At 68.0% G+C, this 26,142-nt stretch carries 25 protein-coding genes; 12 read left to right on the top strand and 13 right to left on the bottom strand.

All coding sequences use genetic code 11. The features are described 5' to 3' along the window. The first annotated feature begins 21 nt into the window (after positions 1-21). The 9 genes from HH110_RS05600 (at position 22) to HH110_RS05560 (ending at position 10,409) form a co-directional block, all read left to right on the top strand. On the top strand, positions 22-1,299 hold the full coding sequence (locus tag HH110_RS05600; RefSeq protein WP_241696420.1) for a fimbrial protein: 1,278 nt from the start codon (positions 22-24) through the stop codon (positions 1,297-1,299). Beyond that, the gene (locus HH110_RS05595; protein WP_176988738.1) at positions 1,284-2,636 is read left to right on the top strand and encodes a CpaF family protein; all 1,353 of its coding nucleotides are present in this window, start codon (positions 1,284-1,286) and stop codon (positions 2,634-2,636) included. The genes HH110_RS05600 and HH110_RS05595 overlap by 16 nt, the downstream gene beginning before the upstream one ends. Before the next feature lie 2 nt (positions 2,637-2,638). Next, positions 2,639-3,577, top strand: a complete 939-nt coding sequence (locus HH110_RS05590) for a type II secretion system F family protein (protein ID WP_176988737.1) — start codon at positions 2,639-2,641, stop codon at positions 3,575-3,577. A gap of 36 nt (positions 3,578-3,613) precedes the next feature. After that, positions 3,614-4,564, top strand: coding sequence for a type II secretion system F family protein (locus HH110_RS05585; protein WP_176988736.1), 951 nt, complete (start codon positions 3,614-3,616; stop codon positions 4,562-4,564). A 5-nt stretch (positions 4,565-4,569) separates the two neighbouring features. Continuing rightward, positions 4,570-5,463, top strand: a complete 894-nt coding sequence (locus HH110_RS05580) for a Flp pilus assembly protein TadD (RefSeq protein WP_176988735.1) — start codon at positions 4,570-4,572, stop codon at positions 5,461-5,463. Next, entirely contained in the window at positions 5,460-5,912 is a 453-nt protein-coding gene (locus HH110_RS05575) for a DUF3613 domain-containing protein (RefSeq protein WP_176988734.1), read from the top strand. The genes HH110_RS05580 and HH110_RS05575 overlap by 4 nt, the downstream gene beginning before the upstream one ends. A gap of 13 nt (positions 5,913-5,925) precedes the next feature. Next, positions 5,926-8,097 (top strand): TadG family pilus assembly protein, encoded by a 2,172-nt coding sequence (locus HH110_RS05570; protein ID WP_176988733.1) that lies wholly within the window; start codon positions 5,926-5,928, stop codon positions 8,095-8,097. Positions 8,098-8,189: 92 nt separating this feature from the next. Then, positions 8,190-8,909: a DUF2968 domain-containing protein gene (locus HH110_RS05565; protein ID WP_176988732.1), complete on the top strand. Its 720-nt coding sequence runs from the start codon at positions 8,190-8,192 to the stop codon at positions 8,907-8,909. Positions 8,910-9,029: 120 nt separating this feature from the next. After that, positions 9,030-10,409: a serine hydrolase gene (locus HH110_RS05560; protein ID WP_176988731.1), complete on the top strand. Its 1,380-nt coding sequence runs from the start codon at positions 9,030-9,032 to the stop codon at positions 10,407-10,409. A 72-nt stretch (positions 10,410-10,481) separates the two neighbouring features. Here HH110_RS05560 and HH110_RS05555 read toward each other — a convergent pair whose 3' ends face one another. Next, positions 10,482-10,916: a hypothetical protein gene (locus tag HH110_RS05555; RefSeq protein ID WP_176988730.1), complete on the bottom strand. Its 435-nt coding sequence runs from the start codon at positions 10,914-10,916 to the stop codon at positions 10,482-10,484. Positions 10,917-11,042: 126 nt separating this feature from the next. After that, positions 11,043-11,510: a GNAT family N-acetyltransferase gene (locus HH110_RS05550; protein ID WP_176988729.1), complete on the bottom strand. Its 468-nt coding sequence runs from the start codon at positions 11,508-11,510 to the stop codon at positions 11,043-11,045. 28 nt (positions 11,511-11,538) lie between these two features. On the opposite strand from HH110_RS05550, the gene HH110_RS05545 reads away from it, so the two are divergent. After that, positions 11,539-12,387: an AraC family transcriptional regulator gene (locus HH110_RS05545; protein WP_342589224.1), complete on the top strand. Its 849-nt coding sequence runs from the start codon at positions 11,539-11,541 to the stop codon at positions 12,385-12,387. A 100-nt stretch (positions 12,388-12,487) separates the two neighbouring features. Then, positions 12,488-13,099, top strand: coding sequence for a LysE family transporter (locus HH110_RS05540; protein ID WP_342589223.1), 612 nt, complete (start codon positions 12,488-12,490; stop codon positions 13,097-13,099). A gap of 60 nt (positions 13,100-13,159) precedes the next feature. Here the strand turns inward: HH110_RS05540 and HH110_RS05535 are convergent, their stop codons facing one another. From HH110_RS05535 to HH110_RS05515, 5 genes are all read right to left on the bottom strand, one after another. Further along, positions 13,160-15,883 (bottom strand): TonB-dependent siderophore receptor, encoded by a 2,724-nt coding sequence (locus tag HH110_RS05535; protein ID WP_176988727.1) that lies wholly within the window; start codon positions 15,881-15,883, stop codon positions 13,160-13,162. Between the two features lie 198 nt (positions 15,884-16,081). Then, complete coding sequence (locus tag HH110_RS05530) at positions 16,082-16,849, bottom strand: SapC family protein (protein WP_176988726.1); 768 nt, start codon at positions 16,847-16,849, stop codon at positions 16,082-16,084. Positions 16,850-16,968: 119 nt separating this feature from the next. After that, positions 16,969-17,757, bottom strand: a complete 789-nt coding sequence (locus HH110_RS05525) for a CDP-diacylglycerol diphosphatase (protein ID WP_176988725.1) — start codon at positions 17,755-17,757, stop codon at positions 16,969-16,971. A 99-nt stretch (positions 17,758-17,856) separates the two neighbouring features. Continuing rightward, complete coding sequence (locus HH110_RS05520; protein WP_176988724.1) at positions 17,857-18,483, bottom strand: decarboxylase; 627 nt, start codon at positions 18,481-18,483, stop codon at positions 17,857-17,859. A 100-nt stretch (positions 18,484-18,583) separates the two neighbouring features. Further along, positions 18,584-19,078 (bottom strand): DUF1543 domain-containing protein, encoded by a 495-nt coding sequence (locus tag HH110_RS05515; RefSeq protein WP_176988723.1) that lies wholly within the window; start codon positions 19,076-19,078, stop codon positions 18,584-18,586. Between the two features lie 170 nt (positions 19,079-19,248). Here HH110_RS05515 and HH110_RS05510 point away from each other — a divergent pair, with 170 nt between their 5' ends. Then, a complete protein-coding gene (locus HH110_RS05510; RefSeq protein ID WP_176988722.1) occupies positions 19,249-19,554 on the top strand; it encodes a hypothetical protein in 306 nt (101 codons plus the stop codon). 78 nt (positions 19,555-19,632) lie between these two features. Here the strand turns inward: HH110_RS05510 and dld are convergent, their stop codons facing one another. The 6 genes from dld to HH110_RS05480 form a co-directional block, all read right to left on the bottom strand. After that, positions 19,633-21,360, bottom strand: a complete 1,728-nt coding sequence (gene dld, locus HH110_RS05505) for a D-lactate dehydrogenase (protein WP_176988721.1) — start codon at positions 21,358-21,360, stop codon at positions 19,633-19,635. Further along, on the bottom strand, positions 21,357-22,517 hold the full coding sequence (lldD, locus tag HH110_RS05500) for an FMN-dependent L-lactate dehydrogenase LldD (protein ID WP_176988720.1): 1,161 nt from the start codon (positions 22,515-22,517) through the stop codon (positions 21,357-21,359). Before lldD ends, dld begins: the two co-directional genes overlap by 4 nt. Before the next feature lie 3 nt (positions 22,518-22,520). Then, a complete protein-coding gene (gene lldR / locus HH110_RS05495; RefSeq protein ID WP_176989133.1) occupies positions 22,521-23,285 on the bottom strand; it encodes a transcriptional regulator LldR in 765 nt (254 codons plus the stop codon). A 67-nt stretch (positions 23,286-23,352) separates the two neighbouring features. Beyond that, the gene (gene lldP / locus HH110_RS05490; protein ID WP_176988719.1) at positions 23,353-25,011 is read right to left on the bottom strand and encodes an L-lactate permease; all 1,659 of its coding nucleotides are present in this window, start codon (positions 25,009-25,011) and stop codon (positions 23,353-23,355) included. A gap of 185 nt (positions 25,012-25,196) precedes the next feature. Continuing rightward, positions 25,197-25,631 (bottom strand): VOC family protein, encoded by a 435-nt coding sequence (locus tag HH110_RS05485; protein ID WP_176988718.1) that lies wholly within the window; start codon positions 25,629-25,631, stop codon positions 25,197-25,199. Further along, positions 25,628-26,086, bottom strand: coding sequence for an MgtC/SapB family protein (locus HH110_RS05480; protein WP_121037036.1), 459 nt, complete (start codon positions 26,084-26,086; stop codon positions 25,628-25,630). The genes HH110_RS05485 and HH110_RS05480 overlap by 4 nt, the downstream gene beginning before the upstream one ends. Between the last annotated feature and the right edge of the window lie 56 nt (positions 26,087-26,142).

The following is a 26,142-nucleotide window of genomic DNA, read 5'->3' as shown; positions in this document are numbered from 1 at the left end:
GATGCCAGGAACCTGCCCTCCATGTCCGCCACCCTGCAACTGGTCCAACCACGGGATGCTTCGATGAAGCTCGTGCTGTTTGCGCCGGACCGCGAACTGGCCACCCTGCTCTCGGCGTTGCTGCCGTCGCTGGGCACGGTGCAGTGGCTGGACAGCGCCGCGCCGGCGTCGGCGCTGGAACCGCTGCGCGATACCGGCTGCGTGGTGCTGCTGGACTACCGGCATGAGCACGCGGCGTTTTCCGCGGCCCTGACCCGCCAGCTGCAGGCGCAGGCGCCCGAGCTGCCGCTGGTAGCGGTGGGCTCGACCCAGGCCGAGCACATGGACGGCGTGGTGGCCGCGCTGCGCGCCGGGTTGCGCGACCTGCTCGATCTGGACAGCGCACCACAGGACATGGAGGCCGTGCTGCGCCGCGCCGCGTCGCTGGGCGTGCAGGGCCGCGGCGCCGTCCCGGTCGCGCCACCGGCACGCGCGCGCATGGTGCTGCTGCTCGGGGTACGCCCCGGCGTGGGCGGCAGCACGCTGGCCGCGCATCTGGGCGTGCTTGCGCAGCAGGCCACGACGGCGCACCCGGGTGTTCCGACTGAAACGGCACCTGCCGGCACGGGCACGTTGCTGCTCGACCTGGGGCAACCCACCGGCGATCTGACGCTGTACCTCAATGTGGACCCCAGCTTCCATTTCGACGATGCGCTGCGTAACGCCGGACGCATCGATGCCACGCTGGCGCGTACCGCGATGGCCCACCATGCCACCGGCGTCACCCTGCTCGGCCAGCCGCCGGGCATGGAAGGGGCCGCACTGCCCGACCCCGGCATGCTGATGCAGCGCCTGCGCAGTGTCTTCCACACCGTGCTGTGCGATCTCGGCGGCGTCCCGCTGCGCCAGTTGCCGGTGTCGCTGCTCAACAGTGCCGACGAGATATGGCTGATCGCCGACCAGTCGATCGGCACCCTGGTCTCGCTGGACCAGATGCTCCGCCACCTCACCCAGGTCGGCGCGCGCGATGCCCGGGCGCAGCTGATCATCAACCGGCATGACGATGCCAGCGGACTGAGCCCGGCGCAGATCGCCGCCCGGTTCGAGCTGCCGCTGTTGGCGACGCTGCCCGATCGGCCCACACTGCGTTCCAGTGCCAGCCATGGCCGCCTGCTGCTGCAGGATGCGCCCCGTGATCCGTATGTGCGTGCCCTTGCCCCGCTGTTGTCGCACCTGGATCCGACGGCCCCCGCGCCGGCCAGGGGCTGGCGGGAACACCTCGCCCTTCGCCTGAGTGGTTCCCCATGGAAGACAAAGTGACCCCGTTCCCGACCGCCACCGCCCGCGGCGATGCCGCCGCCGAGGCCGAGCATGGCGTGCAGCCGTTCGAGCAGTCCGAGCAGTACCAGAAAGTGTTGATCGCCGCGCATGAGCACCTGCTCAACAGCATCGAGGACGAGCGCATCGACATCGATGCGTGGGCGCCGGATACCGTGTCGCGCTATGTGCATGCGCAGACCGCCGGCTTCGTCCACGAATGGCGCATTCCGATCAACGAAGCCGAGAAGGACATCGTCGCCAATGCGCTGGTCAAGGAACTCACCGGCTTCGGTCCGCTCGATGACCTGCTGCATGATCCGGAGATCGAGGACATCCTGATCAACGGTTACAAGGACATCCACGTCTCCCAGGGCGGCATGCTCAAGCGGGCGCCGCAGCGCTTCAGCGATGACAGCCACCTGCTGCGCATCCTGCGCCGGATCCTGGCCCCGCTCGGCCGCCGGCTGGATGAATCCAACCCGATGGTGGATGCGCGCCTGCCCAACGGCGGCCGCCTCAACGCCATCATCTCGCCGCTGGCCGTGGATGGGCCGATGGTCTCGATCCGCAAATTCCGCAAGGACCCGTTCACCCCGGACGAACTGCTGCGCATGGGCACCTTCGACCGGCCGATGCAGGCGCTGCTGCACGCGATGGTGCTGGGGCGCTGCAACATCCTGGTGTCGGGCGGCACCAGTTCGGGCAAGACCTCGCTGCTCAATGCACTGGCGAACTACATTCCGGCCAACGAGCGCGTGATCACCGTCGAAGACACCGCCGAGCTCTCGCTCAACCACCCGCACGTGGTGCGCCTGGAAAGTCGGATCGGCGGCGCGGACGGCAACGGCGCGATCAGCATCCGCGACCTGGTCCGCAACAGCCTGCGCATGCGCCCGGACCGGATCGTGGTCGGCGAAGTGCGTGGCGCCGAAGTGCTGGAAATGCTGCAGGCAATGAACACCGGCCATGACGGCTCAATGGCCACCATCCACGCCAACTCGCCGCGCGACTGCCTCTACCGCATCGAGATGCTGGCCGGGTTCGCTGGTTTCCAGGGCAGCGAGGACAGCTTGCGCCGGCAGATCGCCAGCGCCATCGATTTCATCGTGCAGATCTCCCGCCTGGGCAGCGGCCGCCGGGTACTGATCTCGATCACGGAAATCACCGGTGTCACCGACAACATGATCGCGACCCAGGAGATGTTCCGTCACGAAGTACAGATCGATGCCGACGGCAAGGAACAGGATCGCTGGGTCGGGCTGGGCTTCCAACCGCATTCGCACAAGCTCGAGCCGTTCCGCCGGCAGCTGCGCGAAGCGCTGGGCGGAGGCTTCTGAGCATGGCCTTCGTCCTGCTCCTGTGCAGTGCGGCGCTGGTGCTGGTGGCCCTGGCCGTGGAGCTGTGGGGCGGCGCGGCTGCGCGCGAGCAGCGCCGGCTGTCGCTGCAGCATGCCGAGCAGCGGCTGGCACGGCCGGACACGTCACCGCGCCTGGCCGGCATCAGCGACAGCCCCGCGCCGATGCCGGTGACCACCGCGCCCACCGGCCTGCCCTGGGATGCGCTGATGCAACGCGCCGCCCTGCCGACCGGCTGGCGGGTGCCGTTGCTGATCGCCGCCGCCGCTGCGTTGCTGGCGTGGATCGCCAGTGCGCGGCTCGGCACCGCGTGGGCCGCCCCGGTCGTGCTGGTGCTCAGTGCCTTGGCGGCCTGGTTCTGGGTATCGCGCCGGATCAACCGGCTGCAGGCCAAACTGCTGCGCCAGCTGCCGGACTTCCTCGACAACCTGGTGCGCCTGGCTGGGCTCGGCAACAGCCTGCAGATGGCGTTCCAGACCTCGGCCGCGCAGATGCCGATGCCGCTGCGTGGCCTGCTCGATGCCACCCTGTCCTACACCCGCAGCGGACTGGACCTGGACCGTGCCCTGGCACAGGCGGCCCAGCCCTATCGGCTCGAGGCCCTGAACGTGCTGTCGGTCGTGCTCGGCGTCAGCGTGCGCATCGGCGGCCGTGCCGACCAGATCCTGCAGCGCATGGCCGATTTCATGCGCGATCTGGACCAGGCCCAGCAGGAGCTGATGGCCACCACTTCCGAGACCCGCATGTCGGCCTGGGTGCTCGGCCTGCTGCCGCCGATCAGCGCCGTCCTGATGGCGATCACCAGCCCCGACTTCTTCCAGCCGATCAACCACGAGCCACTCGGCCACAAGCTGCTGCTGTGGGCGCTGGGGCTGGAACTGATCGGCGGCTTCCTGCTGTACCGCCTGGCCAAATCCCTATGAGCGCCCGCCTGCCCTTCCCGGCCACCGGAGGTCACCATGACCAGTAGCGGCTGGTGGATCGCCACGCTGTTGGTGCTCGCCGCGGGCGTGGCCCTGCTCGGGGTGCGCGGCTGGGTCCTGAGTGGCCGCGAACAGCGCAACCAGGAGACGCTGCAGGCCGCCCTGCGTCCGCGCGACGTGCCGGGCTCACCGTCCCCGCCCGCGCAACCCCCGGTCAGCCTGCGCCAGCGCTGGCTCACCGGAATCGCGGGGTTCGGCCAGCGCTTCAATGGCGGGCGCATCGAAGCCGCCCTGCTCGCGCCGGAAGATCGGCTGCTGCTCGATCAGGCGGGTTGGAACACCCAGGCCGGCACCGCGATCTTCCTCGGCCTGCGCCTGTTGATCGCGGTCGCCACACTGGTCCTGGTGCTGGCCTTCAACCACAGCACCGGGTTCAGCCGCGCGATGGCGATCTTCGGCGCGCTGGCGTTCGGCATCCTGCTGCCCAAGTTCGCCTTGCGTGCCTGGGCGATGCGCCTGCGCAAGCAGGTCTCCGCCGAGCTGCCCCTGCTGATCGATCTGCTGCGGCTGCTGCAGGGGGTGGGTTTCAGCATGGACCAGAGCCTGCAGACGCTGGGCGACAAGCTGCGCAACGCCATCCCGGTGCTGGGCCGCGAGATCCACCAGGCCAACATCGCCTACATGCATGGGCGCAGCCGCGAGCAGTCGCTGCGCCGGCTGAGCGAATCGTTCGATGACGAGGATCTGCGCAGCCTGGTGCAGCTGATCCTGCAGGTGCATGCCCATGGCGGCGCCGTGCAGGAGCCGTTGCGCCAGTTCAGCATCCGGCTGCGCGAACAGCGCCGTTCCACCCTCAAGGAGAAGGTCGGCAAGCTCTCGGTGAAGATGACCGTCGTGATGATGTTGACGTTGTTGCCGGCGTTGATGCTGGTGCTGGCCGGTCCGGCCATCATCGCCCTCGCCTCCGCCCTGACCAAACTGGATTGAACGCCATGCGCCACGCCGTGCTATCCCGCCTCTGCCTGCTGCTCGCCGCGACAGCACTCTGCGCCGCCTGTTCGAACATGCGCAACGGCTACCGCCAGGACCCGATGGCGTTGGCCTCGCCCGAGGTGGCGCCGCAGGACGACAAGCAGCTCTACGCGGAGCTGATCGCCAAGATGCAGCAGCAGGGCGCGTACTACGCGTCGCTGGCGCACGTGGATGCCTACCGGCAGCGTTATGGCGACAGTCCCCAGCTGCGGCTGTTGAATGCCGATGCGCTGCGCGAAACCGGACAACGCGAGGCCGCGCTGACGATGTACGCCAGCCTCACCAGCGGACCGCAGGCCGCGGCGGCATGGCACGGACTGGGTCTGGTCGCGGCCCGCGACGGCGACGCGGTGCGCGCGGAACAGGCACTGGCGAAGGCCGTGCAGCTGCAACCGTTGAATACGGGCTACCTGGGCGATCTTGGCTTCGCCCGGCTGCGCGCCGGCGACTGGGCCCGGGCGCAGGAACCGCTGGCCAAGGCCGCCGAGCTGTCCCCCGGCAGCGCCAAGGCCAACGCCAATCTGGCGGTGTGGGCCCTGCTGCGTGGCCAGAACGAGATGGCCGAGACGATCATGCGCAACGCGCGCTTGACCGACAGCGCCCAAGCCGAAGTGCGCCGGCTGGCGGAACAGCTGCGCCAACAGGCCACGCCCGCGCCGTCGGTGCAGCGCGCCCCGGCCAGCGTCGCCGCAGCGGCCCCGGCGCCCGCACCCACCGCCCGTCCCGCCACCCCATCGGCAGCCCGCCGGGTGGCCGCCGATATCGATCGCCGTACCAGCAGCGATGCGCGTCTGGCGCCATCGATGCTCGAGCGCTTCAGCACCGCCTCTCCCGCCAGCGAGAACACCCCATGAGCCAGCTGCGTCGCCTGCCTGTTTGCCTCCTGCCCGTCGGCCTGCTGATGATGCTGCTGGCGTGGAATCCGCCCGTGCTGGCGCAGCAGGCACCGCTGACCGGACAGATGCTGGGCGGGCAGGATGTCCCGCCCGTCACCGTCACTGCGCTGCCTGCCGCGGCGCCCCTCCAGCCCGATTCCGCTGACGTGGCGCGCGCACCTGGCCATGCCGCGGGCGTGCCGGCCGAGCGTTACGTTCCCCCTGTACCGCCGCCGCGCACCGAGATCGGCCAGACCACCCGCGACCTGCTGCGCATGCAGGCCGCGGGCACCCATGCCGGGCCGCGCCTGCCGATCCTCGGTGACCAGGCGACCGCCAGCTACGCGCGTTACCTCAAGAGCTTCGAGCACGAGATTCCCGAGTTCCTCAAGACCAGCGTCAAGAAGGACGTCAGCGACACCAACTAAGGAGGGCAAGGCCATGCACCAGTCCAGCGCCCGCGTATCCCCGCCGTCCCGCCGGCGGCTGCGCGGCGGGATGTCGGTCACCATGATGCTGGTCCTGCTCGGCCTGGTCGGCATGCTCGGCCTGGTCGAAGTGGGCTATCTGTACTGGGCCAAGCGCGATGCGCAGAAGGTGGTCGACCTGGCCTCGATGGCCGGCGCGCAGCGGCTGGACCTGTGCAGCGCCGACCGCGGCGACAACAGCGCCGCCCGCAGCAATGCGGAACAGGACAATGGATTTTCCGGCACCCTGGCGATCCAGTGCGGCAACTGGAACCCGACGCGCGGCACCGGCGACCACTTCAGCATGACGCTGGACGCGGCAAACCCGCTCAATGCCGTCAAGATCGTGGCGACCCGCCCGGTCGTGCCGTTCTTCGGCCAGAACACGCGCCTGCCCACGGTCCGCGCGCAGGCGGTGGCGACCCGCGCGCCACCGATCGCCGTGTTCTCGGTGGGCTCGCAGCTGCTGCGGGTCAATGGCACGACGCCGCTGGGCAACGTACTCAGTCTGGTCGGCGTCAATCTGGACCAGACCACCCTGCTCGGCTATGACGGGTTGGCGCAGGCCAGGGTCACCCCGGGCGGCCTGCTGCAGGCACTGGGCATTCCGGTCGATGCCAACATCGGCATCGCCGAATTCAACGCGCTTCTCGCCGCGAACCGCGTATCGCTCGGGCAACTGCTGGACGCCACGGCCACGGTGCTGACCAGCAGCGGTGTCGCCAACGTGGACCTGACCGCACTACGCAACGCGCTCGCGGCAAGGATCGATCTCAACCAGCTCAACGTGCAACTCGGCAGCACCGATGCCACGGGCGGCCTGTTCGCGCGGATCGTGGCGCCCGAAGGCCCTGCATCGCCAGCGCTGCAGGCCGACGTCAACGCGCTGGACCTGATCACCACCAGCATCAGTATCGCCAGCGGCGGCAATGGCGTCGCGGTGAACAACCTCAACATCCTGGGCCTGGTGCAGACCCGCGCGGCGATCATCGAGCCGCCCTCCATCGCCATCGGCGGCGTCGGCACACGCGCCTACAACGCGCAGGTCCGGCTGAAGATCGATATCGATACCGCCGGCCTGGCCGTGCTCGGCCCGGTGCTGAGCGGACTGGGCATCCGCCTCAACCTGCCGATCTACGCCGACGTGACCAACGCGATGGGGACGCTGGAGGCGCTCAATTGCGGCGCAACCCCGCCCACCGCCACGGTGCGGGTGCAGTCCTCGCTGCTGCGCGCCTGTGTCGGCCGCGTCGATGCGGCCAATCAGTTCTCCCAGCGCAACGTCTGCGACACCGGGCTGCAGAACGAGCAGCTGCTGACCCTGCTGGGCGCGCCGCTGGTCACCGACAAGATCTCCCTCAATGCCCTCGCACACGATGAACGCGTCACGCTGGCTGCCGGGGAAACCGCCTCCACCCGCTTCAACCAGGCCCAGGTCGGCTCGGCCGTTTCCGGCCTGGTGAGCGAACTGCTGCGCGTGCTGGGGAACGTGGTCACGCCGGGCAAGCAGGGCAGCACCGATGCCGCCACCGCCAACCGGTTGGCGGACCAGTATCTCAAGGCCGCCAATCCGGGCAATGGATTCTACGATGCCAAGAAAACCATCGAGCTGCTGCGCCATGGCAACCCGGCGCTTGGCATCGGTGCGCTCGGTGATTGGGATGTGCCCAATGGCGTGCCGCGCGCATGTGGAATATTGAACCTCGATACCTGTTTTGAAACCGGCTCCGTCTGGGACGGGTACAACGCCACCGTCACCGGCGAAGGGATGGGCGCACTCAGCGGCCTGCTCGGCTCGCTGCTCGGCGGACTGGTCGTCAACCGCTGCAACAGCCTGGTCGGCACCCTGCTCAACTACAACAACTGCGTCAAATCCAATCTCGCCTCCTATCTGCAGACCCGGCCCGGCGGCCTGCAGGACCTGGGCGGCGGCACCGGCGTCACCGATCCGGGCAGCGACCAGGTCCGCTGCAGCGGCCTGCTGTGCCTGGCCCTGACCCCCGTCCTGGAAACCCTGAAGCCGCTGCTCAATGGCGTCGGCATCCTGCTCTCGCAGACGCTGGCGCAGATACTCGGGCTGGAGCTGGGCCGGACCGACGTACACATGCAGTCCATCCAGTGCACCCCGGCACAGTTGGTTTATTGACGCCGAGGTGAAGTGCGGACCACGCGATTGTGCGTGCTAGACTCCGGCGGGGACTCAACTTCACCGATAATCCATTCGTGGATGGCCAGAATATGCGAGAGAGAAAAGGGGTAGGTTCCATCGTCACGCACGCGTTGACCGGTGGAATCGTGTTGCTGCTGACGTTGTCCGTCGTACCGCAGGCCCTGGCCGCGCGCGCACCGCGTGCCGAGCCGGCCGCGGAGGCCACACCGCGCCCGGCGCCGGTGGTCCGCAATACCGTGGACGAACTGCGCCAGCTGGTCGACTCCAAACAGCTGACCGAGCTGCGCACGACCTACAACGGTGCCTACGGCGCCAGCCTGCTGTTCAATACCAGCACGCTGAACTATTACGTGGCGCTGTTCCACGAGAAAGACTTCTGGCGCGTGATCAAGACCGATTCGGTCGACAACGCCGAGAAGGTCTACCGCACGTTCGTCGAACAGACCGAACAGCTGGCCCAGGTGTATATCGACACCACCCGCCTGCAGGCCGGCAAGCGTTACACCGAAAACCTGGTCGCCTACAACGCAGAGCGGCTGCGCAGCCTGCAGCAGGAAGCCGAGCTGCAGCGCCAGCAGTCGTTGCAGGTCAGCGCCTCGCTGGAACAGGCCAAGCAGCAGGCCGTCAGCCTGAGCACCGACCTGCGCAGCACCCACAGCGAACTGGACGCGCTCAACCAGCGCATCCAGACGCTGCAGGCGCAGCAGCTGGATCCGGCGCTGTCCCTGCCCTCGGCCGAGTCGGCCACGCCGGATCCGGTGCCGCAGGGCAACCCCGGCAGCCCGTAACGGCATCGCGCGCCCTGCCCCGGCAGGGCACGTCACGGACGGCGCCGATGGCGCCGTCTTCGTTTGCGGTGCAGTACCCTTGGTGGCGCAGACGTACTGCGCATCAGCAAGGAGTGCACCATGCCCGTTCCACGTCCCCGCATCACCGTGTCCGGCGTGCGCGCAGCCTTTGCGGCATCGCGCACGCGCCTTGCCGCGGCACTGGTGGCCGTGCTTGCCCTGCCGGGCGCCGCCGCCGCTGCCCCGGCGCCGCCGACCGCACCACCGCTGTCGGCGGAGGCGTCCGATCCGAAGCTGCTGGGCTGGATGCAGGGCGCGCCGCCGCCGGAAGACAAGCGCATCCGCTACACCGACGACGACTATTTCAGCTTCCCCAAGCTGCGCTGGACGGCCTGCCATTTCCGCCAGTTGATGCCCACCGTCGGCGTCAGCCGCGGTGCCGGCGCGGCCCGTGCGCTGCCGCGTCGGCTGGATGACGCGATCGACGCGCTGTCGTTCACGCCGCTCGGCAGCAGCACCCGCATGACCTGGGCCCAGTCACTGCCGGCCAATTACACCGACGGCATCGTCGTGCTGCATGACGGCGTGGTGGTCTACGAACGCTACAGCGGCTGCCTGGACGAACATGGCCAGCATGGCGCGATGTCCGTCACCAAATCGATCACCGGGCTGCTCGGCGAAATGCTGGTGGCCGAGGGCGTGATCGATGAAACCGAGCGCGTCGGCGCGATCATTCCCGAGCTCAAGGACAGCGCCTTCGGCGACGCCACGGTCAAGCAGGTGCTGGAGATGACCACGGCGCTGCGCTACAGCGAAGACTACGCCGACCCCGATGCCGAGGTCTGGCAGTACTCCGCCGCCGGCAGCACCCTGCCCCCGCCCGCCGGCTACACCGGGCCGCGCAGCTACTACGATTACCTGCAGACCGTGCAGAAGCAGGGCCGCCACGGCGAAGCGTTCGGCTACAAGACGATCAACACCGATGCCCTGGGCTGGATCATCGCCCGCCGTACCGGCAAGTCGGTCGCGCAGCTGCTGCAGTCGCGGATCTGGCAACGTCTCGGCGCCGAGCAGGATGCGTATTACACCGTGGACTCCACCGGCACGCCGTTCGCAGGCGGTGGCTTCAATGCCGGCCTGCGCGATCTCGCCCGGGTCGGCCAGCTGCTGCTCGATGACGGCAAGGTGGGTGGCCAGTCCGTCGTACCCGCCGCCGCGATCGCCCGCATCCGCGCGGGCGGCAACACGCAGGCCTTCGCCAAGGCCGGGTATGCACAGCTGCCGGGCTGGAGCTATCGCGGCATGTGGTGGATCTCGCACAACGACCACGGCGCCTACATGGCGCGCGGCGTGCATGGCCAGGCCCTCTACATCGATCCCACCGCACGGGTGGTGATCGCGCGGTTCGGCTCGCACCCGGTCGCCGGCAACAGCGCGAATGACCCGACCACCCTGCCCGCTTTCGATGCCGTCGCGCGGTACCTGATGACGCAGCCCTGAGGGTGCTCTGCGGCGGCCATCATGGCGGGCACGGTTCGCCTTTCGTGCGCCGTCCCAGCGGATGCCGGGCGGTCACCGGCAGGCATCGTAAACACGGTCATCCATCTGCCGGCTCAGCGCGAGGCTCGGCCGTTGGCCGGCCTTCTGGTACGCCGTCTCCCGCTGTCGCCGCGCCGCGGCGCACTTCACAGGATCGGTGTGGACCGTGATCAGCGCACCGCGGACGCCGGAAGCCGGTGCCCCGCGGGGGCGCTGCGCGCGCTTCTGACGCGTGGGTGCAGCGTCCGCGCGCCGCCTGGCCTGGAGCTCCTGCCGCAGCGACTCGATATGCATGTCATTGGCCCAGGTGTCGGCAGGCGGCGGCATCTCGCGGATGCGTTCGGTGGGACCCTGGCACGGGGTGGACTGGTAGTGGCGCGCGCCGTCCACCAGGCAGGTGTGAACCTGTCGAGTGGGCGGCTCCACCGTGGTGGCACTCATCATCAGGGTCAGCAACCACGCAGGCATCGCATCGCTCCGTGCAGAGGCATCCAGCATGTCCCGGTGCCGGTACCGCTGTCGTGACCGGCTGCACAATGACCCACCCATGCGCATGAACCCGACACGGAATCACTGGCACGCCCTACCACGATCCTACGGTGTGGCGCCCACGTGCAGCTCGAGCACCTCATCGCCCAGCGCATCGATCTCGCCGGTCGGCCGCCAGCCGAGGTAACGATAGAACCCGTGCGAGCGAACCGCCGGATCCGCTGCACACCCCAGGATCAGCCGCGAATGACCCGCCTCGACCAGATCGGCAATGGCCAGATCCAGCAAGTGCCGACCGATGCCCCGCCCTTCATAGGCCGGCAGCAACGCCAGGACCAAGATCTCGCCGCCTTCGCGATCGCCAAAGCAGTAGCCGACCATCCGCTCACCTTCGAGTGCGATATGCCCCGGCAGTGCATCGTCACGGATACCGGCCGCCCAGCTGTCTTCCGTGATGCCGAGCTCGACGAGCTGGGCGGCGGAGAACGCGTTCTCGCGGGTGCGACCGCGCAGGTCGATGCAGGCCGCGGCATCGTCGGGTACGGCGCGGCGGTAATGGATGTGATTTACCATGGCTCATGGATTGCAGTGAGTTCAGGCGGTGAGCATACGCGAGCGCGACCCTTCCGGCCGCATGGCCTCGGATAACGCGTTCTGGCGCGATCCCCAGCTGCCGTGGGTCGAGTCACGCCGCGCGTGCAACAGCCGGGCCTGTTACCGCCCGCACAGTCATCCCACCTGGTCGATCGGCGCCGTGGATGCCGGTGAGAGCATTTTCAGCGGCGCACCGGGTGGACAGCACCGCCTTCAGCCAGGCACGTTGGTCATCGTGCCAGCGCACCGTGTCCATGCCTGCAATCCAGCGCCCGACACCGCCTGGAGCTATCAGATGCTGCATCTGGATGCGGCATGGATGGCGGCGGTCATGGCTGACAGGCAACCCATCGAGGCAGGGGCTGCAACGGCGCCGCCGATCCGCATTGACGGCAGCGTGGCGCGCTACCGGACGTTCTGCGACATGAATGACCTGCTGTTCTCCGGCGCCGATCCCGCAGAGAAAGAAGCCGCCGTGGTCGCTTTCATCGACGATCTCGAGGTCGCTGCCGGGATTCCGATCCCCGCCCCGCACACAAGCCCGGAGCTGCGCAGGCGACTGCAGCCGGCCTTCGCCCTGCTGGATGCCGCGCCTGTGTCAGGCGTATCGCTGGCCGACCTGGCTACATGCACCGGGATGAACCGCTACGCGGTGATCCGTGCGTTTCGCAGCGCCACCGGACTCACCCCGCATGCCTGGCAGCTCAATCGACGGGTCAATGCCGCGCGGGAGCGACTGGGCCGGGGGCAAGCGCTGGCCGACGTCGCCCACGCACTCGGCTTTGCAGACCAGAGCCATTTTCAACGCCTGTTCAAGGCACACGCCGGCATTACCCCAGGTCGCTATCGCCGCTGAGCGCTGCGCAATATCGTGCAATACAGCATCACGCAGGACCGGCACAGTCACGCGCCCCGTTGACGCCTGCCCCATGGAACAGTTTCTGCTCGTTGCTGCTGTGCACTTCCTGGCGCTGTTGTCGCCCGGGCCGGACTTCTTCCTGATCGCGCGCACGGCGATCCATCAGGGCTGGCGCATTGCCAGCGGCGCGTGCATCGGCGTTGCCCTCGCCAACGGCATTTACATTGCGCTGGCTTTCTCCGGGGTGGCAGAGCTGCAGTCCGGCAGCGTGCTGTTTCAGGTGATCCAGGTGGCGGGCTGCGTCTTCCTGCTGTACGTAGGCGCGCTGTTCGTGCGCCATGCGGGTGCGGCAGCGCTACCATCGATGGCAGAACAGCCGACATCAGCGTCCGCCCATCGCGCCTCATCCAGGTGGGCCCGTGCCTTCGCGCTGGGCGGAATGTCAGCCCTGTTGAATCCCAAGAATGCCCTGTTCTACGCCAGCCTCGCGGCGATGTTGAGCGTACCCGGCACTACTGCGGGTACGCGGGTGTTCTATGGGCTGTGGATGTTCTCGGTGGTGCTGGGCTGGGATCTACTGGTCGCGGGCCTGGTCGGCCGTGCCTCCGTGATGCGACGATTCAGCAGCGCATTGCCGTGGATCGAGCGCCTGTCCGGTGTCCTGCTCATCGCACTGGCCCTGGCGGTGCTGGGCGGGATGATGCTCTGAGCGCCAGCGATACCTGCATCCAAACGCAGCGGGCCCGGCATTGCCGGGCCCGCGAGGCGATTACAGGAAGCGGTAGTCGAACTCCAGCCACAACTGGCGGCCGTACGGATCGTAGTTGCCGACCGGATAGAACGGCCAGCCACCGCCGTTCTTGTCCGCGGGCGGACGGCTGTCGCGCAGGTTGTTGACGATCAGGCCGAGCGTGGCGTTGTCGTTGAGCTTGCGATACAGGCTGGCGTTGTAGGTCATGTACGGGGCGATGCGGCCGCTGCCGTCGGTCTTCGGCAACGAGCCGTAGCGCATGCCGTACAGCGTGGCGGTCCAGTCATTGATCGCCCAGGTCACGCTGCCGTTGACCTTGCTGCGCCACTGGTAGGAATCCAGCGAGTTGCGCTGGTCCTGGACCTCGTCACCGGCGAACTGGCGGTAGCTGTGATCGATCACCAGCGAGTACGCCGCTCGCGCGGAGAAGCGACCGTAGCGACCGGCATCCCAGCGCAGGTTCGACTTCAGGTCGATGCCGCGCACGGTTTCGGAAGCGGCGTTGATCGGGTTGATCAGCACGCGCACCACCTGGTTCGGCTGCACCGCGGCATCGGCCGGGTTGCGGATCACCCGGCGCAGCGCGTCCTGGCACTGCGCCGAGCCGATATCGCGCGCGTCGCCGCCCACGGTCTGGCCGAGACGGCAATCTGCTTCATCCTTGAGGATGCGCGTGGCGTCGAGGTTGGTGACCTCGTCGTCGATGCGGATGTCGTAGTAGTCGGCAGTGAAATCCAGATTCGCCGACGGCGACCACACGAAGCCCAGGCCATAGGACTTCGCGGTCTCCGGCTGCAGCTGCGGGTTGGCGCCGCTGGTGTAGTCGATCGCCAGTCCGCTGAAGTCGCAGTCGTCATAGGCCTGGCCGGCACTGCGGCAGCGCCAGTAGTCGGTCATGCCGGGGTTGTAGCCGCGCGTTTCGGTCGCGAACACATAGTTCATGTCCGGCGCACGGAAGCTGGTCGCCGCACTGGCGCGCAGCAGCAACGTATCGAACGGGCGGAACTCCAGGCCGGTGCTCCAGGTCGCCTTGCCCAGGTGGTCCCCGGCCGCGCGGTACTGGTCGTAGCGGCCGGCGACAGTCGCGGTCAGGCGCTCCAGCAACGGCAGCTGCAGCTCCACGCCGGCCGCATAGCGATCACGTTCGCCACCGGCGGGAATGCCGGCATTGAGGTTCCAGAACACGCCCTGGCCCAATGCCGGGTCCGGGCGGTTGCTGTAGCCCTGGCTGCCGGCCTCGACCACCGCTGCCAGCGCGGCACGGCCGCCGGGCAGATCGAACAGCTGGCCGTTGACGCTGACGCTGGCGGTCTGCAGCCACGCCGCGTTGCGGCTCTCGTAACGGTCCGACAGACCGTCGTACTCACCCGGGGTCAGCGGCTGGTACAGACGTGACGGATCGGGTGCATACACCTCCACCCCGTTGCGGGTGCCCAGCTGCGGGCCGAGCAGATACTCGTTGATGCCGACCAGCAGGCCCGGACGCTGCGTCCTGTTCTCATAGCGCGAGCGGCTGTAGGCCGCTTCGTAGTCCCAGTCCGAGCCGCCGATGCTGCCGCGCGCACCAACGTTGAACGACCACGACTGCTCCAGGAAGCGGTTGGCGTTGCGCTGTACGCCGCCGATCTCTTCCGGCGCGAACCGCCGGTACCAGCTTTCCAGCTGACCGCTGTTCTGGTTGTAGAAGTAGTTGCGCGAAGAGGTCCAGCTCGGCGCACGCGTGTTGTTGTAGATGCGCGCAGTGCCGATGGCCGCATCGGCGAACAGTTCCTGGCGATCGTTCAAACGCCAGGTCACGGCGCTGTAGGCATCGATGTTGCGCTTCTCGGTCTGCACGGTCCAGAACGTCGGCGAGGCTTCATTGCTGCCGCAGTACCAGCCCTGGCGCGGGTTCTGCGCGCGGAACACACTGCCGCCGTAGAGCGTGCTGGAGGCATCGCAACCGTCGGTGCCGGGATCGATGTAGTTGTTGGTGGACGCGTTGCGGCGATAGACCACCGCCGTTGCCAGCGGGTCCACGCCACGCGGGTCGTCGGTCAGCGAGTCCATGAAATCGCGCTGCGAGCCGTAGATGGCCTTGCGGTTGGCGATCTCCAGGCCGAAGATCGCGTCCCACTGCTCGCCCGAACCGCCGCCCACGGCCTGCAGGCGCTGGTTGTCACCGCCGCCCTGCTCGGTGGTACCGGCACGGACATTGATGCCGACGCCGTCATAGGTTTTCTTGAGGATGATGTTGACCACGCCGGCGATCGCATCCGAGCCGTACACCGCCGACGCACCACCGGCCAGCACTTCGATCCGGTCGATCAGCGCACTCGGGATGTTGGCCAGGTTGACCACGTTGACCGAGCCTTCGTAAGCCAGCGGGTAATCGGACTGGCGGCGGCCGTTGACCAGCACCAGCGTGCGGTTCGGGCCCAGGCCACGCAGATTGATCGTATTGGCTGCCGGGGTGAAGGTGTTGCCGAAGTCCTCGCCCTGCACGTTGCCGGTGTTCTCGGTCAGCGCGCTGAGTGCTTCGAATGCGCTGCGATAGCCCTGCGCCTCGATCTGCTCCTGGGTGATCACCGTTACCGGGGAGGGGCCTTCCACGCTGGCGCGGGGGATGCGCGAGCCGGTGACCGTGACCGCATCGAGCTGGGTCGGCGCATCGGCGGCGTGGACCAGGGAGCCTGCGCCAAGCAGGGGCAACAACGACAGAACCAGGGCCCGCCGACGCAGCGGGCGATACAGCACAGACATGCAGAATTCCGGTAAAGAGCTACGTCCCGTCGCGGGCAGGCCCGTGCCGGAGCGTAGTGAGGAAGGGGCCGTGATTCTGCTGAACAGGCGGAAAAGGGGGAAATGACCGCCCGGGATATGCTTATCGATATTTCGCCTAAGCAACGAAAAACGGCGGCCCTGCGGCCGCCGTCTGCGTGACTTCGCGTGCGCCTGGGCTCAGGCGTCGGCAGGCAGTGCGCTCTGGCGGTTCACCAGCGCGCTGAAGCGTGCGAGCGAGCTCAGGTGGTGATGCACCAGCGCCAGCCAGCCGTTGCGGTGCCAGGCCACCACGGTGGCATCCGGCAACGCGGCGAATTTCTCCACGTCCACGACCTGGAAACCGTTGATCGACATCTGCCGGCCATCGGCCAGGGTGACGTCGATATTGCGGTCGATCAGCAGGCTGTTCTCGATCAGGGCTGCAGTGAAGCGACGGGTCGCATCATGCTCGCGGGTGTAATCGCCGCAGAAGCGCATGGCGTTGTCGACCACCTCGGTCGCCTTGCCATCCTGGAACAGCGGCAGGCCGTCCTCGCTCTGGCCCTGGTTGACCTGCCGGGCGGCCGAGTCCAGCGCGAGCACGTACTCGTCCTGCTCGCCGGCCTGCATGAACACGAACGGGTAGCGACGCACGTAGGCGGGCACGTAGCTCTGCTCATCCCACAGGTCATTGGCAACGAACAGATTGCGCTGGGCCAGACCCACGGCCACCAGCGGCATCGCATCCTTGCCGGTGAAGATGATCGGGTAATGCTGGGCCAGCGAGCCGAACTCGCCGATCACGGCGGGGATCGCATTGGTATCCGCAGCAAAATGCGCGGTGTCGGGCACCAGGCGCCAGGCGGCATGCAGATCCGAGCGCAGCGGCACGGGCGCTTGGTAGAACAGCGGACCGGTGGCCTGGGACGGCGCAGCGGCGGGCGGAGTCGTGGTTTCAGCAGTCATGGAATCAGTCGGATACGACGCGCCAGTCAGCCCGGGCGCGAAAGCGGGAACCGCATTGAACGGCCACTATAACGTGCCACGTCCGCGGTTTTTGTTTCAATCGTGCGATCTGCCACGCCTCACAGCACGCCATCCAGCGGACCAGCCGCGCCGGTCAGCACGGCGCACGCATGGTCCTGAAGTTCCTCGCCGCTGGCCTTGTTGCCGGCTGCCAGGTCAAGCCGGGTGGCCAGCAACACGAAGCCAGGCGCGCCGGCTGCATCGGTCCGTCCCGCCACCACCAGCGACCAGTTGCCGATATCGGCGGGGTCGGCCAGGTGGGCCGCCAGCAGGCGCACCGGATTGGCGGTGAGCTCGGCACCCGGCAGCTGTCGGGCCAGATAGGCATGTCCGCGCAGCGGCTCCGGCAACGGCTGCCAGTCGCTGCCGATGGCAGGCTGCAGCCGGCGCAGCTGGCCCAGGACATCGGCACGCAGGCAATCCACGTGGATGTGCAACTGGTGCTGGGAGCGGCCATGCGGGGAGTTCAAGGCCAGGCTGGCCACATCGCGCGGCAGCGCCCGGCCCAGTGCCTGCTCGGTGTGGCTGCGGGCGGCCCAGGCGGCGGCGAAGTAGTTCGGCGCACCGGCCCTCAGCAGCGCCGGGCTTTCGATGCCCGAGACCCGGTCCAGGGGCAGCAGCAGAAATTGATAGTGGCCATGCGAGTCCTTCAGCAGTACATCGCGGCGATGCGCCTCGGCGGCTACCGCCAGGCAGCTCCCGCGCGGCGCTGCATCGCCCGCGCAGTCGCGCTGGATGATGCCCCACAGCGCGTCCGGATTGGCAGGCAGTTTGGCAGGCGGTGCGGCCGGCGGCCGGGCCGGCGTGGCGCAGGCGGCCAACAGCAGCAGCGCGCAGGACAGGGACAATCGGGCGATCACGGACAGGCTCGGACAAGGAAACAGGCCCGCAGCAGCGATGCCGACGGGCGGGCGCGATTGTACCGTGCCGGTTCTGTCGCTTCCGTGTCAGTACGTGCTGTAAGGCACCTCGACCACCACCGGCGCGGCGGGTGCCGGCGGCTGCAGGGTGTAGCGATCCAGCGCGCCATTGTCATCGGCGAAGCGCTGCGACTGCGCCTGCAGCCGGTAGCGGGTGGCGCCAAGCTTGATGCTGCCGCCCTCTTCCAGCGCAGCACCCGCAGGCAGCAGCAGACCGCCGAGGTCGCTGTAGCCGCCGCCGTCCTGCGAGAAGACGTGGTCGACCAGCTCGCCCTCGCGCTTCATCGCGAACACATGCGGGTCGCCGTGCCGGCGGTTGTAGTCCTCGTTGCCAAGCAGGTCGGCGATCCAGACCCCGGGCAGCCGGTAGCGGGTTTCCAGCGCGATCGCATCCAGGCGCTCACTGTCGACCACCAGGCAGCACACCACCTGCTTGTTCTCGCGGTCGAGGATCGCGAAACGCTCGCCCTTGGCGACCTCGCGCGGCAGGATCGCAAACGGCTGGTTGCGCAGGACCGGCTCGGCGCCACTGGCCGAATGCAGGTTGCGCCAGCCACCGAAGACCGGCGCGTCCGGCTCGGCCGCAGCGGCGCTGCCCGCCATCGTCATTCCCAGTGTCACGATCAGCGCGGCCGTGATCTTCCTGCTCTGCATGTTCTACTTCCGTTGGTTGATCTGTCGCGGCGACAGCGCCGGACCTCATAGGACCGCGACACTATGCGCCAGCGGCATGGCCGCGGGCAATCGGGTCCGCTCAGCCGATCACGATGTAGTCACTGACCAGGGTGATCCCGCGGTGCCCGCCGCGCTCGAGCTGCACATGGCGGCCGCCGACCTGGTCGATGGCGATGCAGTCATCCACCTCCAGCAGCGCGTCGGTATGCGGCTTGAACCAGCTGGCATCACGCAGGCCCTTGGCCTTGCGCTTGGCCTCCTCGACATCGGTGGCGACCAGCAACCGGTAGTCATGCGCCTCGCCCAGCGCGCCTGCGGCGTACCCGCCGAGATTGAGGAAATACAGCCGCGGCGCGCCGGCCGCAGGTGCGACATCGGCAAACCGCACCCGGTACTCCTCCACCCCATCCACCGCGAGCCAGCCATCGACATGCAGCCCCCTGCGTTCGCCGAACCAGTCCTGGCGCAGCTGCGGGTAAGCCTCCTCGATGGCATCGACATTGGCGAAGGCGACGTCGTGCACCTCGATCCGGGCCCGGGCATGCCGCCCGCCAAGCATGAACACGTGCAGCACCCGCGACTCCCGGCATGGCCGATTCTGAGAGGGGCCAGTGTAACGCCCAGGGCGAAGCGCCCTGCCCCCGCACGCCGACCCGGCTGCGTCGAACGGTCGCGGGGCGGCCACCACGCGACGATGCACGTGGCGGTGGTATGGTCGGCGCCTGACCCCGCAGGAGCGACCCGATGGCACCCCTTTCCCGTTATCCCCTCGCCGCGATCATGCTCGCAGGCACCCTGTCGCTGACCGCCTGCGTCAGCTCGCCGGGGCCGGAAATCAAGGGCCCGGGCCTGTGCAAGGCCGACGAACTGGGCTGGGCCATCGGGCAGCCGGCCGACCAGGCGAACATGCGCAAGCTGCTGCTGCAGAGCGGCGCCGGCCTGATCAACCCGATCGGCCCGGCCACGATCACGTCGCGCGACCTGCGCCAGGATCGCCTGCGTGTGTTCATCGACAAGGACAACGTGATCACCGCTGTCCGTTGCGAATGATTCTCCGCAGGTAGAGCCACCCCATGGGTGGCTGCTCTGAAACCTGCGATACGCCGCACAGCCACCCATGGGGTGGCCCTACCCGGGGTGGGTGCAGTCGCAGCTGCCCCTGCCCCAGCCGCGCGTCTTCTCGGTCTGGCCGATGCCCGGATTGAACGTATTGCTCGGATCCAGCTGCTGATAGAACGCCGCCAGGGCCGGCTTGGCCGGGTACAGATGGCCCACGTTGTGTTCGGCCGGGTACTCGGCGCCCCGCGCGTCCAGCAAGGTCCACATGGCATGCTCGATCGCCAGCGGATCTTCGCCTTTGCGCACGATGTAGTCCTGGTGGAACACGTGGCAGAAGAAGTGCCCGTAATACAGCTTGCCGGCCAGCTTGGCGTCGATGGCCGCCGGCAGCTGTTCGACCCATGCGCGGTCGTCGCGCCGCAGGGCCACGTCCAGCGCCACGATGTCCTCGACCTCGCGCCGATGGACTTCGCGGTAGCGCACCGCCGCGCCGGCGACGGCGAACCGATGCAGGAATGCCTTGCGCCCCTCCTCGGCCGTGCATTGGAAGAAGTCCCCTTCGCTATCGGCGAAGTGATTGCGCAGGAAAGTCTCGGTCGCCGAGGCATCCACCGCTGACACCTTGAGCAGCAGGTGGTGCTCGTAGCGATCCCGGAACTGCCGCATGCGTGCCGGCAGATGGCCGGGCAGGCACTGCATCGCAAGCTGGATCACCCGGTCGGTGACCCCGCGCAGGCCCAGACTTTCGAACCAGCCGTCGACCCGGCTCTTCAGCGCGAACGCCGCCGGCACCCGGGCGGTGCCGAAGCGGTCGATCAGCAGGAAGGTGTCCTTGCCGTAGCGTTCGCCGATGTCGTACGCCTGGCGGTGCAGGTACTCGCCGGAGATCGGCAGGCGCTCGAAGGCAGTCAACAGGTGGCGACGGATCGCGGTGAGGTCCTCCATCGCATTGCTGCCGATGTAGAACACCTCGCCCGGCTCGCGCGCGAAGGTGTCCAGGCGCACCGCGAACACCGCCAGCTTGCCGGCCGAGCCGGAGGCTTCGTAATGCCGCGCGGGATCGGCGTTGTAGCGGGCCGGGGTGGCCGCATCGACCTGGCGTACCTGCTCGGCATAACGCGGATCGGAGGCGGCGCGGTCGTTGTCGTTGTCCACGTCGGCAGCCGCGTAGTCGCCGCGCTGCAGCCGCTCCAGGATCTGCTCGGGGGTGTCCCCCAACGCGATGCCGAGATGGTTGACCAACTGCAGCTGCCCATCGGCATCGACCTGTGCGAACAGCGCCATCTCGGTATAGGCGGGCCCGCGCCGCACCAGCGAACCACCGGAATTGTTGCAGACCCCGCCCAACACCGACGCCCCGATGCACGACGAGCCGATCACCGAGTGCGGTTCGCGATCCAGCGGTGCGAGCACCTTTTCAAGCCGGTCCAACGTCGCCCCCGGCAGGCAGACGACCTGGCGGCCTGCGTTGATCAGCTGCACGCCGGTCAGGCGCAGGGTGCTGATGATCACCACCGGGCGGTCATACTCCGCGCCATCGGGCGTGGAGCCACCGGTGAGGCCGGTGTTGGCCGCCTGCATGATCACGATGGCGTTGGCCGCCACGACCGCCTGCAGGGCGTACCACTGCTCCAGCAGCGTGCCCGGGCGGACGACCGCCAGCACCGGGCCGTCGCCGAAGCGATAGCCCTTGCGGAAGCGCCGGGTCGGTTTGTCGCCGGACAGCACGTGCGCATCGCCGACGACGCCACGCAGCTGCGCCAGCAGTGCCGCCGTGCCCTGGGATGCGCCGCTCACGGCGCGACCGTGAGGCGACGGGTCGCGTCCACCAGCGAATCGCGGCTGATGTCGGCGATGGTCTTCGCGCCGGTGAGCGTCATCGCCACGCGCATTTCCTTGGCCATCAGGTCCAGCAGGTTGGCCACGCCGGCCTCGCCCTGCGCCGCGAGGGCATACACGAACGCCCGGCCGAGCAGCACGCTGTCCGCGCCCAGCGCGATCATGCGGACCACGTCCAGACCCGTGCGGATGCCCGAATCGGCCAGGATCTTCAGCTCGCCCTTGACCGCATCGGCGATCGCCGGCAACGCCCGTGCGGTGGAAAGCACGCCGTCCAGCTGGCGGCCGCCGTGGTTGGAGACCACGATGCCGTCGGCCCCGAACCGCACGGCATCGCGCGCATCCTCCGGATCGAGAATGCCCTTGATCACCATCGGGCCGGTCCAGAACTCGCGGATCCACTCCAGGTCTTTCCACGAAATGGAGGGATCGAAGTTGTTGCCCAGCCAGCCGATGTAGTCGGCCAGACCGGTCGGGCTGCCCCGGTAGGTGGAGATGTTGCCGAGGTCGTGCGGGCGGCCGAACAGGCCCACGTCCCACGCCCAGCGCGGATGCGTGACCGCCTGCAGCATGCGCCGCGCCGCCGCGTTCGGGCCGCTCATGCCCGAGTGCGCATCACGGTAGCGCGCGCCCGGCGTGGGCATGTCCACGGTGAACACCAGGGTGGTCACGCCGGCAGCCTTGGCCCGCTCCAGCGCATTGCGCATGAAGCCGCGGTCCTTGAGCACATACAGCTGGAACCACATCGGCCGGTCGATGGCCGGCGCCACTTCCTCGATCGGGCAGACCGAGACGGTGGACAGCGTGAACGGAATCCCCCGGCTCGCCGCCGCCCTCGCCGCCTGCACTTCACCGCGGCGCGCGTACATCCCGGTCAAGCCGACCGGCGCCAACGCGACCGGCATCGCCAGGCGTTCGCCGAACAGTTCCGTTTCCAGGCTCAGGTCGGACATGTTGCGCAGGATGCGCTGGCGCAGCGCGATGTCGGACAGGTCCGCGACATTACGCTTCAGGGTGTGCTCGGCATACGCGCCGCCATCGATGTAGTGGAACAGGAACGGCGGCAGGCGACGTTGCGCCGCTGCGCGGTAATCGGTGGAGGCGGAAATGATCATGGGTCAACCGTGGGAAGAAGGAAGCCGTGACGCGCGGGCGCGGCGGGCTTCGTTGTCGTCGAGCGTGCGCAGGGAGGTGTGCACGAATTCCAGGTGCGCGTGCGCAGCGGCACGCGCGCGTTCGGCGTCGCCGGAAAGCACACCGTCCATCATCTCGCGGTGCTGGGCCGACAGCGGCTCGAAGGTGCGGGCGGAGGTGTAGAGCTTCTCGCGGCTCTGCGAGATGTTGGTCTGCAGCAGCTCGAAGAGGCCGCGCATGACCTGCAGCAGCACCAGGTTGTGCGAGGCCTCGGCGATGGCCAGGTGGAAGGCCGCGTCGGCCTGCGCCTCGCCGGCCGGATCGTCCTTGCCGTGCGCGGCCATCATGGTATCGAAGGCCTCGCGGATCCTGGCGCGGTCCTCGTCGGTGGCCCGCAGCGCCGCATGCCAGGCGGTCGCCCCTTCCAGCGCGTGGCGAATCTCCAGTACGTCGAAGCGGTATTCCGGGTCGCCCTGGAACAGCGGCAGGTACGGCATCAAGGGCTCATCGATGGTCTGCCGGGCGCGGGCCGCCGGCTCGCTCACGTAGGTGCCGCCGCCGACCCGCGCGCTCAGCAGGCCCTGGCTGGCCAGCTGTGCGATCGCCTCGCGCAGCGCCGTGCGCGAGACCCCCAGCTGCACCGCCAGGGGACGCTCGGCCGGCAGGCGGTCGCCGGGCTGCAGGTTCTGCTCACGGATCAGGCCACGCAGCTGCGCGGCCACCTTGTCGGACAGGCGTTCGTTCTTCATGGCGCCATTGTCGCCCGCGTCGCGGGCGATGGGGTCGATGCCGGTGGCCGGGATGCCGCGCATGGGCTCAGGGAATCATCCAGGTGAGCCAGTAAGCCTGCACCGTGGTGATGATGCCGACCATCACGGTGAAGATCAGGCTGTGCTTGACCGTGAAGCGGAACAGGTCCGACTCCTTGCCGGCCAGGCCGACCGCCGCGCAGGCAATCGCGATCGACTGCGGCGAGATCATCTTGCCGGTCACGCCACCGGTGGTATTGGCCGCGACCAGCAGCACCTCGGACACGCCGATCTGCTGGGCCGTGGTCGCCTGCAGCGCCGAAAACAGCGCATTGGACGAGGTATCCGAGCCGGTCAGGAACACGCCCAGCCAGCCCAGGAACGGCGAGAAGAACGTGAACGCCTTGCCGGTATGCGCCAGGGCCAGTGCCAGCGTCGCCGACAGCCCGGAGTAGTTGGCGATGAAGGCGAAGGCCAGCACCATGCCGATCGAGTAGATCGGGACCTTGAGCTCGTTGGCGGTTTCCCCGAACGTGCGCAGCGCCGCGGCCGGGCGCATCTTCAGCAGCACGATCGCGATCACCGCGCCGAGCATGATCGCGGTGCCGGTGGCCGAGACCGCATCGAACTTGTACACCGCCTCGTAACCGGTTGGCACCGGCACGATCGGCGGCATTTTCTGCACCAGTTGATCCAGAGACGGCACCGGAATCTTCAGCACCCAGTGTTCCAGCGCGCCCCCGGCGGCGAACAGCGCCTTGAACGGCTTGACGCTCCAGATCGTGACCATCGCGGTCAGGATCAGGAACGGCGACCACGCCTTGACGATCTGGCCGGCGGAGTAACGCGGGGCCTCCCGTGCCTGGGCAGCCGCCTCGGCGCTGGTTTCGGTATCGAAGCGGAAGATCCGCACCGGTGTCCACCTGCGCAGGAACAGGGTCAGGCACACCAGCGAGGTCAGCGAGGCGGTGATGTCCGGCAGCTCCGGACCGATGAAGTTGGAGGTCAGGTATTGCGCGATGGCAAACGAACCGCCGGCCACGAGCACCGCCGGCCAGGTTTCCTTGACACCGCGCCAGCCATCCATGATCGCCATGATCCAGAACAGCACGATGATGGTCAGGAACGGCAGCTGGCGTCCAGCCATCTGACCGATCTCGAAGGCATCCAGCCCGGTCACCTGCCCGGCCACGATGATCGGAATGCCCATCGCGCCGAAGGCCACCGGCGCTGTGTTGACGATCAGGCACAGCCCGGCCGCATACAGCGGCTTGAAACCCAGCCCGACCAGCAGCGCGGCGGTGATCGCCACCGGGGCACCGAAGCCGGCCGCCCCTTCCAGGAACGCGCCGAACGCGAAGCCGACCATCAGCATCTGCAGGCGCTGGTCTTCGGTGACCGAGAGGATCGAGGCGCGGATGATGTCGAACTGGCCGGTCTTGACCGAGACCTTGTACAGGAACACGGCGCCCAGAATGATCCAGGCAATCGGCCACAAGCCGTACACGAAGCCATAGCCCGCCGCCGCGAACGCCTGCGACAGCGGCATCCGGTAGAACAGCAGCGCCACCGCCAGCGCGATGGCGACGGTGATCGTGCCGGCGAGCCAGCCTTTCATGCGCAGCACAGCCAGCGCAACGAAGAAGAAGGCGATCGGCAGCAGCGCGATCAGGCTGGACAGCCAGAGGTTGCCAGCGGGGTCATACAGTTGTTGCCAGGCCTGCATCGGCGGATCTCATCAAGACGGACAGGGGTCCGCGCGGTCAGCACCGCGCGAGCCGAGAACGCTCAACCGGCGTTATTGGTATGACCAATAATTGGAACGCCCGTTGAAACTGCCCGCATTGAAACGCCAAACGCAGGGCGAGCCTATTAGACCATAGGTCTAGGCTCGCTTATTGGTATTACCATTTAGCAGCCGCAGTCGCTGGAGCGCCCCTTGAGCTCGACCGAATTGCCGTCGGGGTCGCGCAGTCGCAGCGACAGCCCATCGCCCTCCGCGCCATAATTTCGCTCGGCCGGCCCACTCAGCTCCACATCCAGTTCCTGCAGATGGGTGCGCACCTGTTCGGCATCGAACGGCTCGACGCGCAGGCAGACATGCTCGACATTGCGCCCTTCCCGCCCCGGCGCCGCGCCACCTTTCAGCCCCAGAGGACCATCGACACTGATCAGATCGATCAGCGACTCACCGGCATGCAGATGCACCATGCCCAGTGAGGGCCGCTCGCGCGCGACCGTGCAGCCGAGGACGTCGCAGTAGAAACGCACGGCACGCGGCAGATCCTGCACGCGCAGCACGACGTGATCGATGCGTTGAATGTCGAAGGGACGTTTACTGCTCATGACGACTCCAGTTTCTTGGCGATACGGCTGAACACCACCAGCACGATCAGGCACAGCACGCTCACGCCGACGGCGATCACGTACTCGCCGATGCCGACCGCGATACCGATCGCGGCGGCCATGATCAGCGAACTCGCGGTGGTCAGGCCGCTGACCTGATCGTCGCGCGACCCCCGCAGGATCGTGCCGGCAGCAACGAAACCGACGCAGGCCACCACTGCTTCGATCAGACGCACCGGGTCGACCTGCAGGAGGTCGCGATAGCGCTCCTCCTGGAAGTGCTCGGCGATGCTGTCGCCCAGGCCCACGATGAGGGCGGCCGCCCCCGCGATGAGCATGTGGGTGCGCAGACCGGCGGCGTGCTTGCCCATCTCGCGCTCGATGCCGAGCGTGGCGCCCAGCAGCATGGCTACGGCGATCCGCAGCAGGATCGATAGATCTTGTTCCAGTCCCATCCGCGTCTCTCATCCGGCGATGGAGGGAGCGTCGCAGACAAGGGCGTCTGGGCACC

The organism is Stenotrophomonas sp. SAM-B (assembly GCF_013387485.1).
In the GTDB taxonomy this organism is placed as follows: domain Bacteria; phylum Pseudomonadota; class Gammaproteobacteria; order Xanthomonadales; family Xanthomonadaceae; genus Stenotrophomonas; species Stenotrophomonas maltophilia_AA.
The sequence above is the reverse complement of the archived record's forward strand: the minus strand, read 5'-3'. Positions and strand labels throughout refer to the sequence as shown.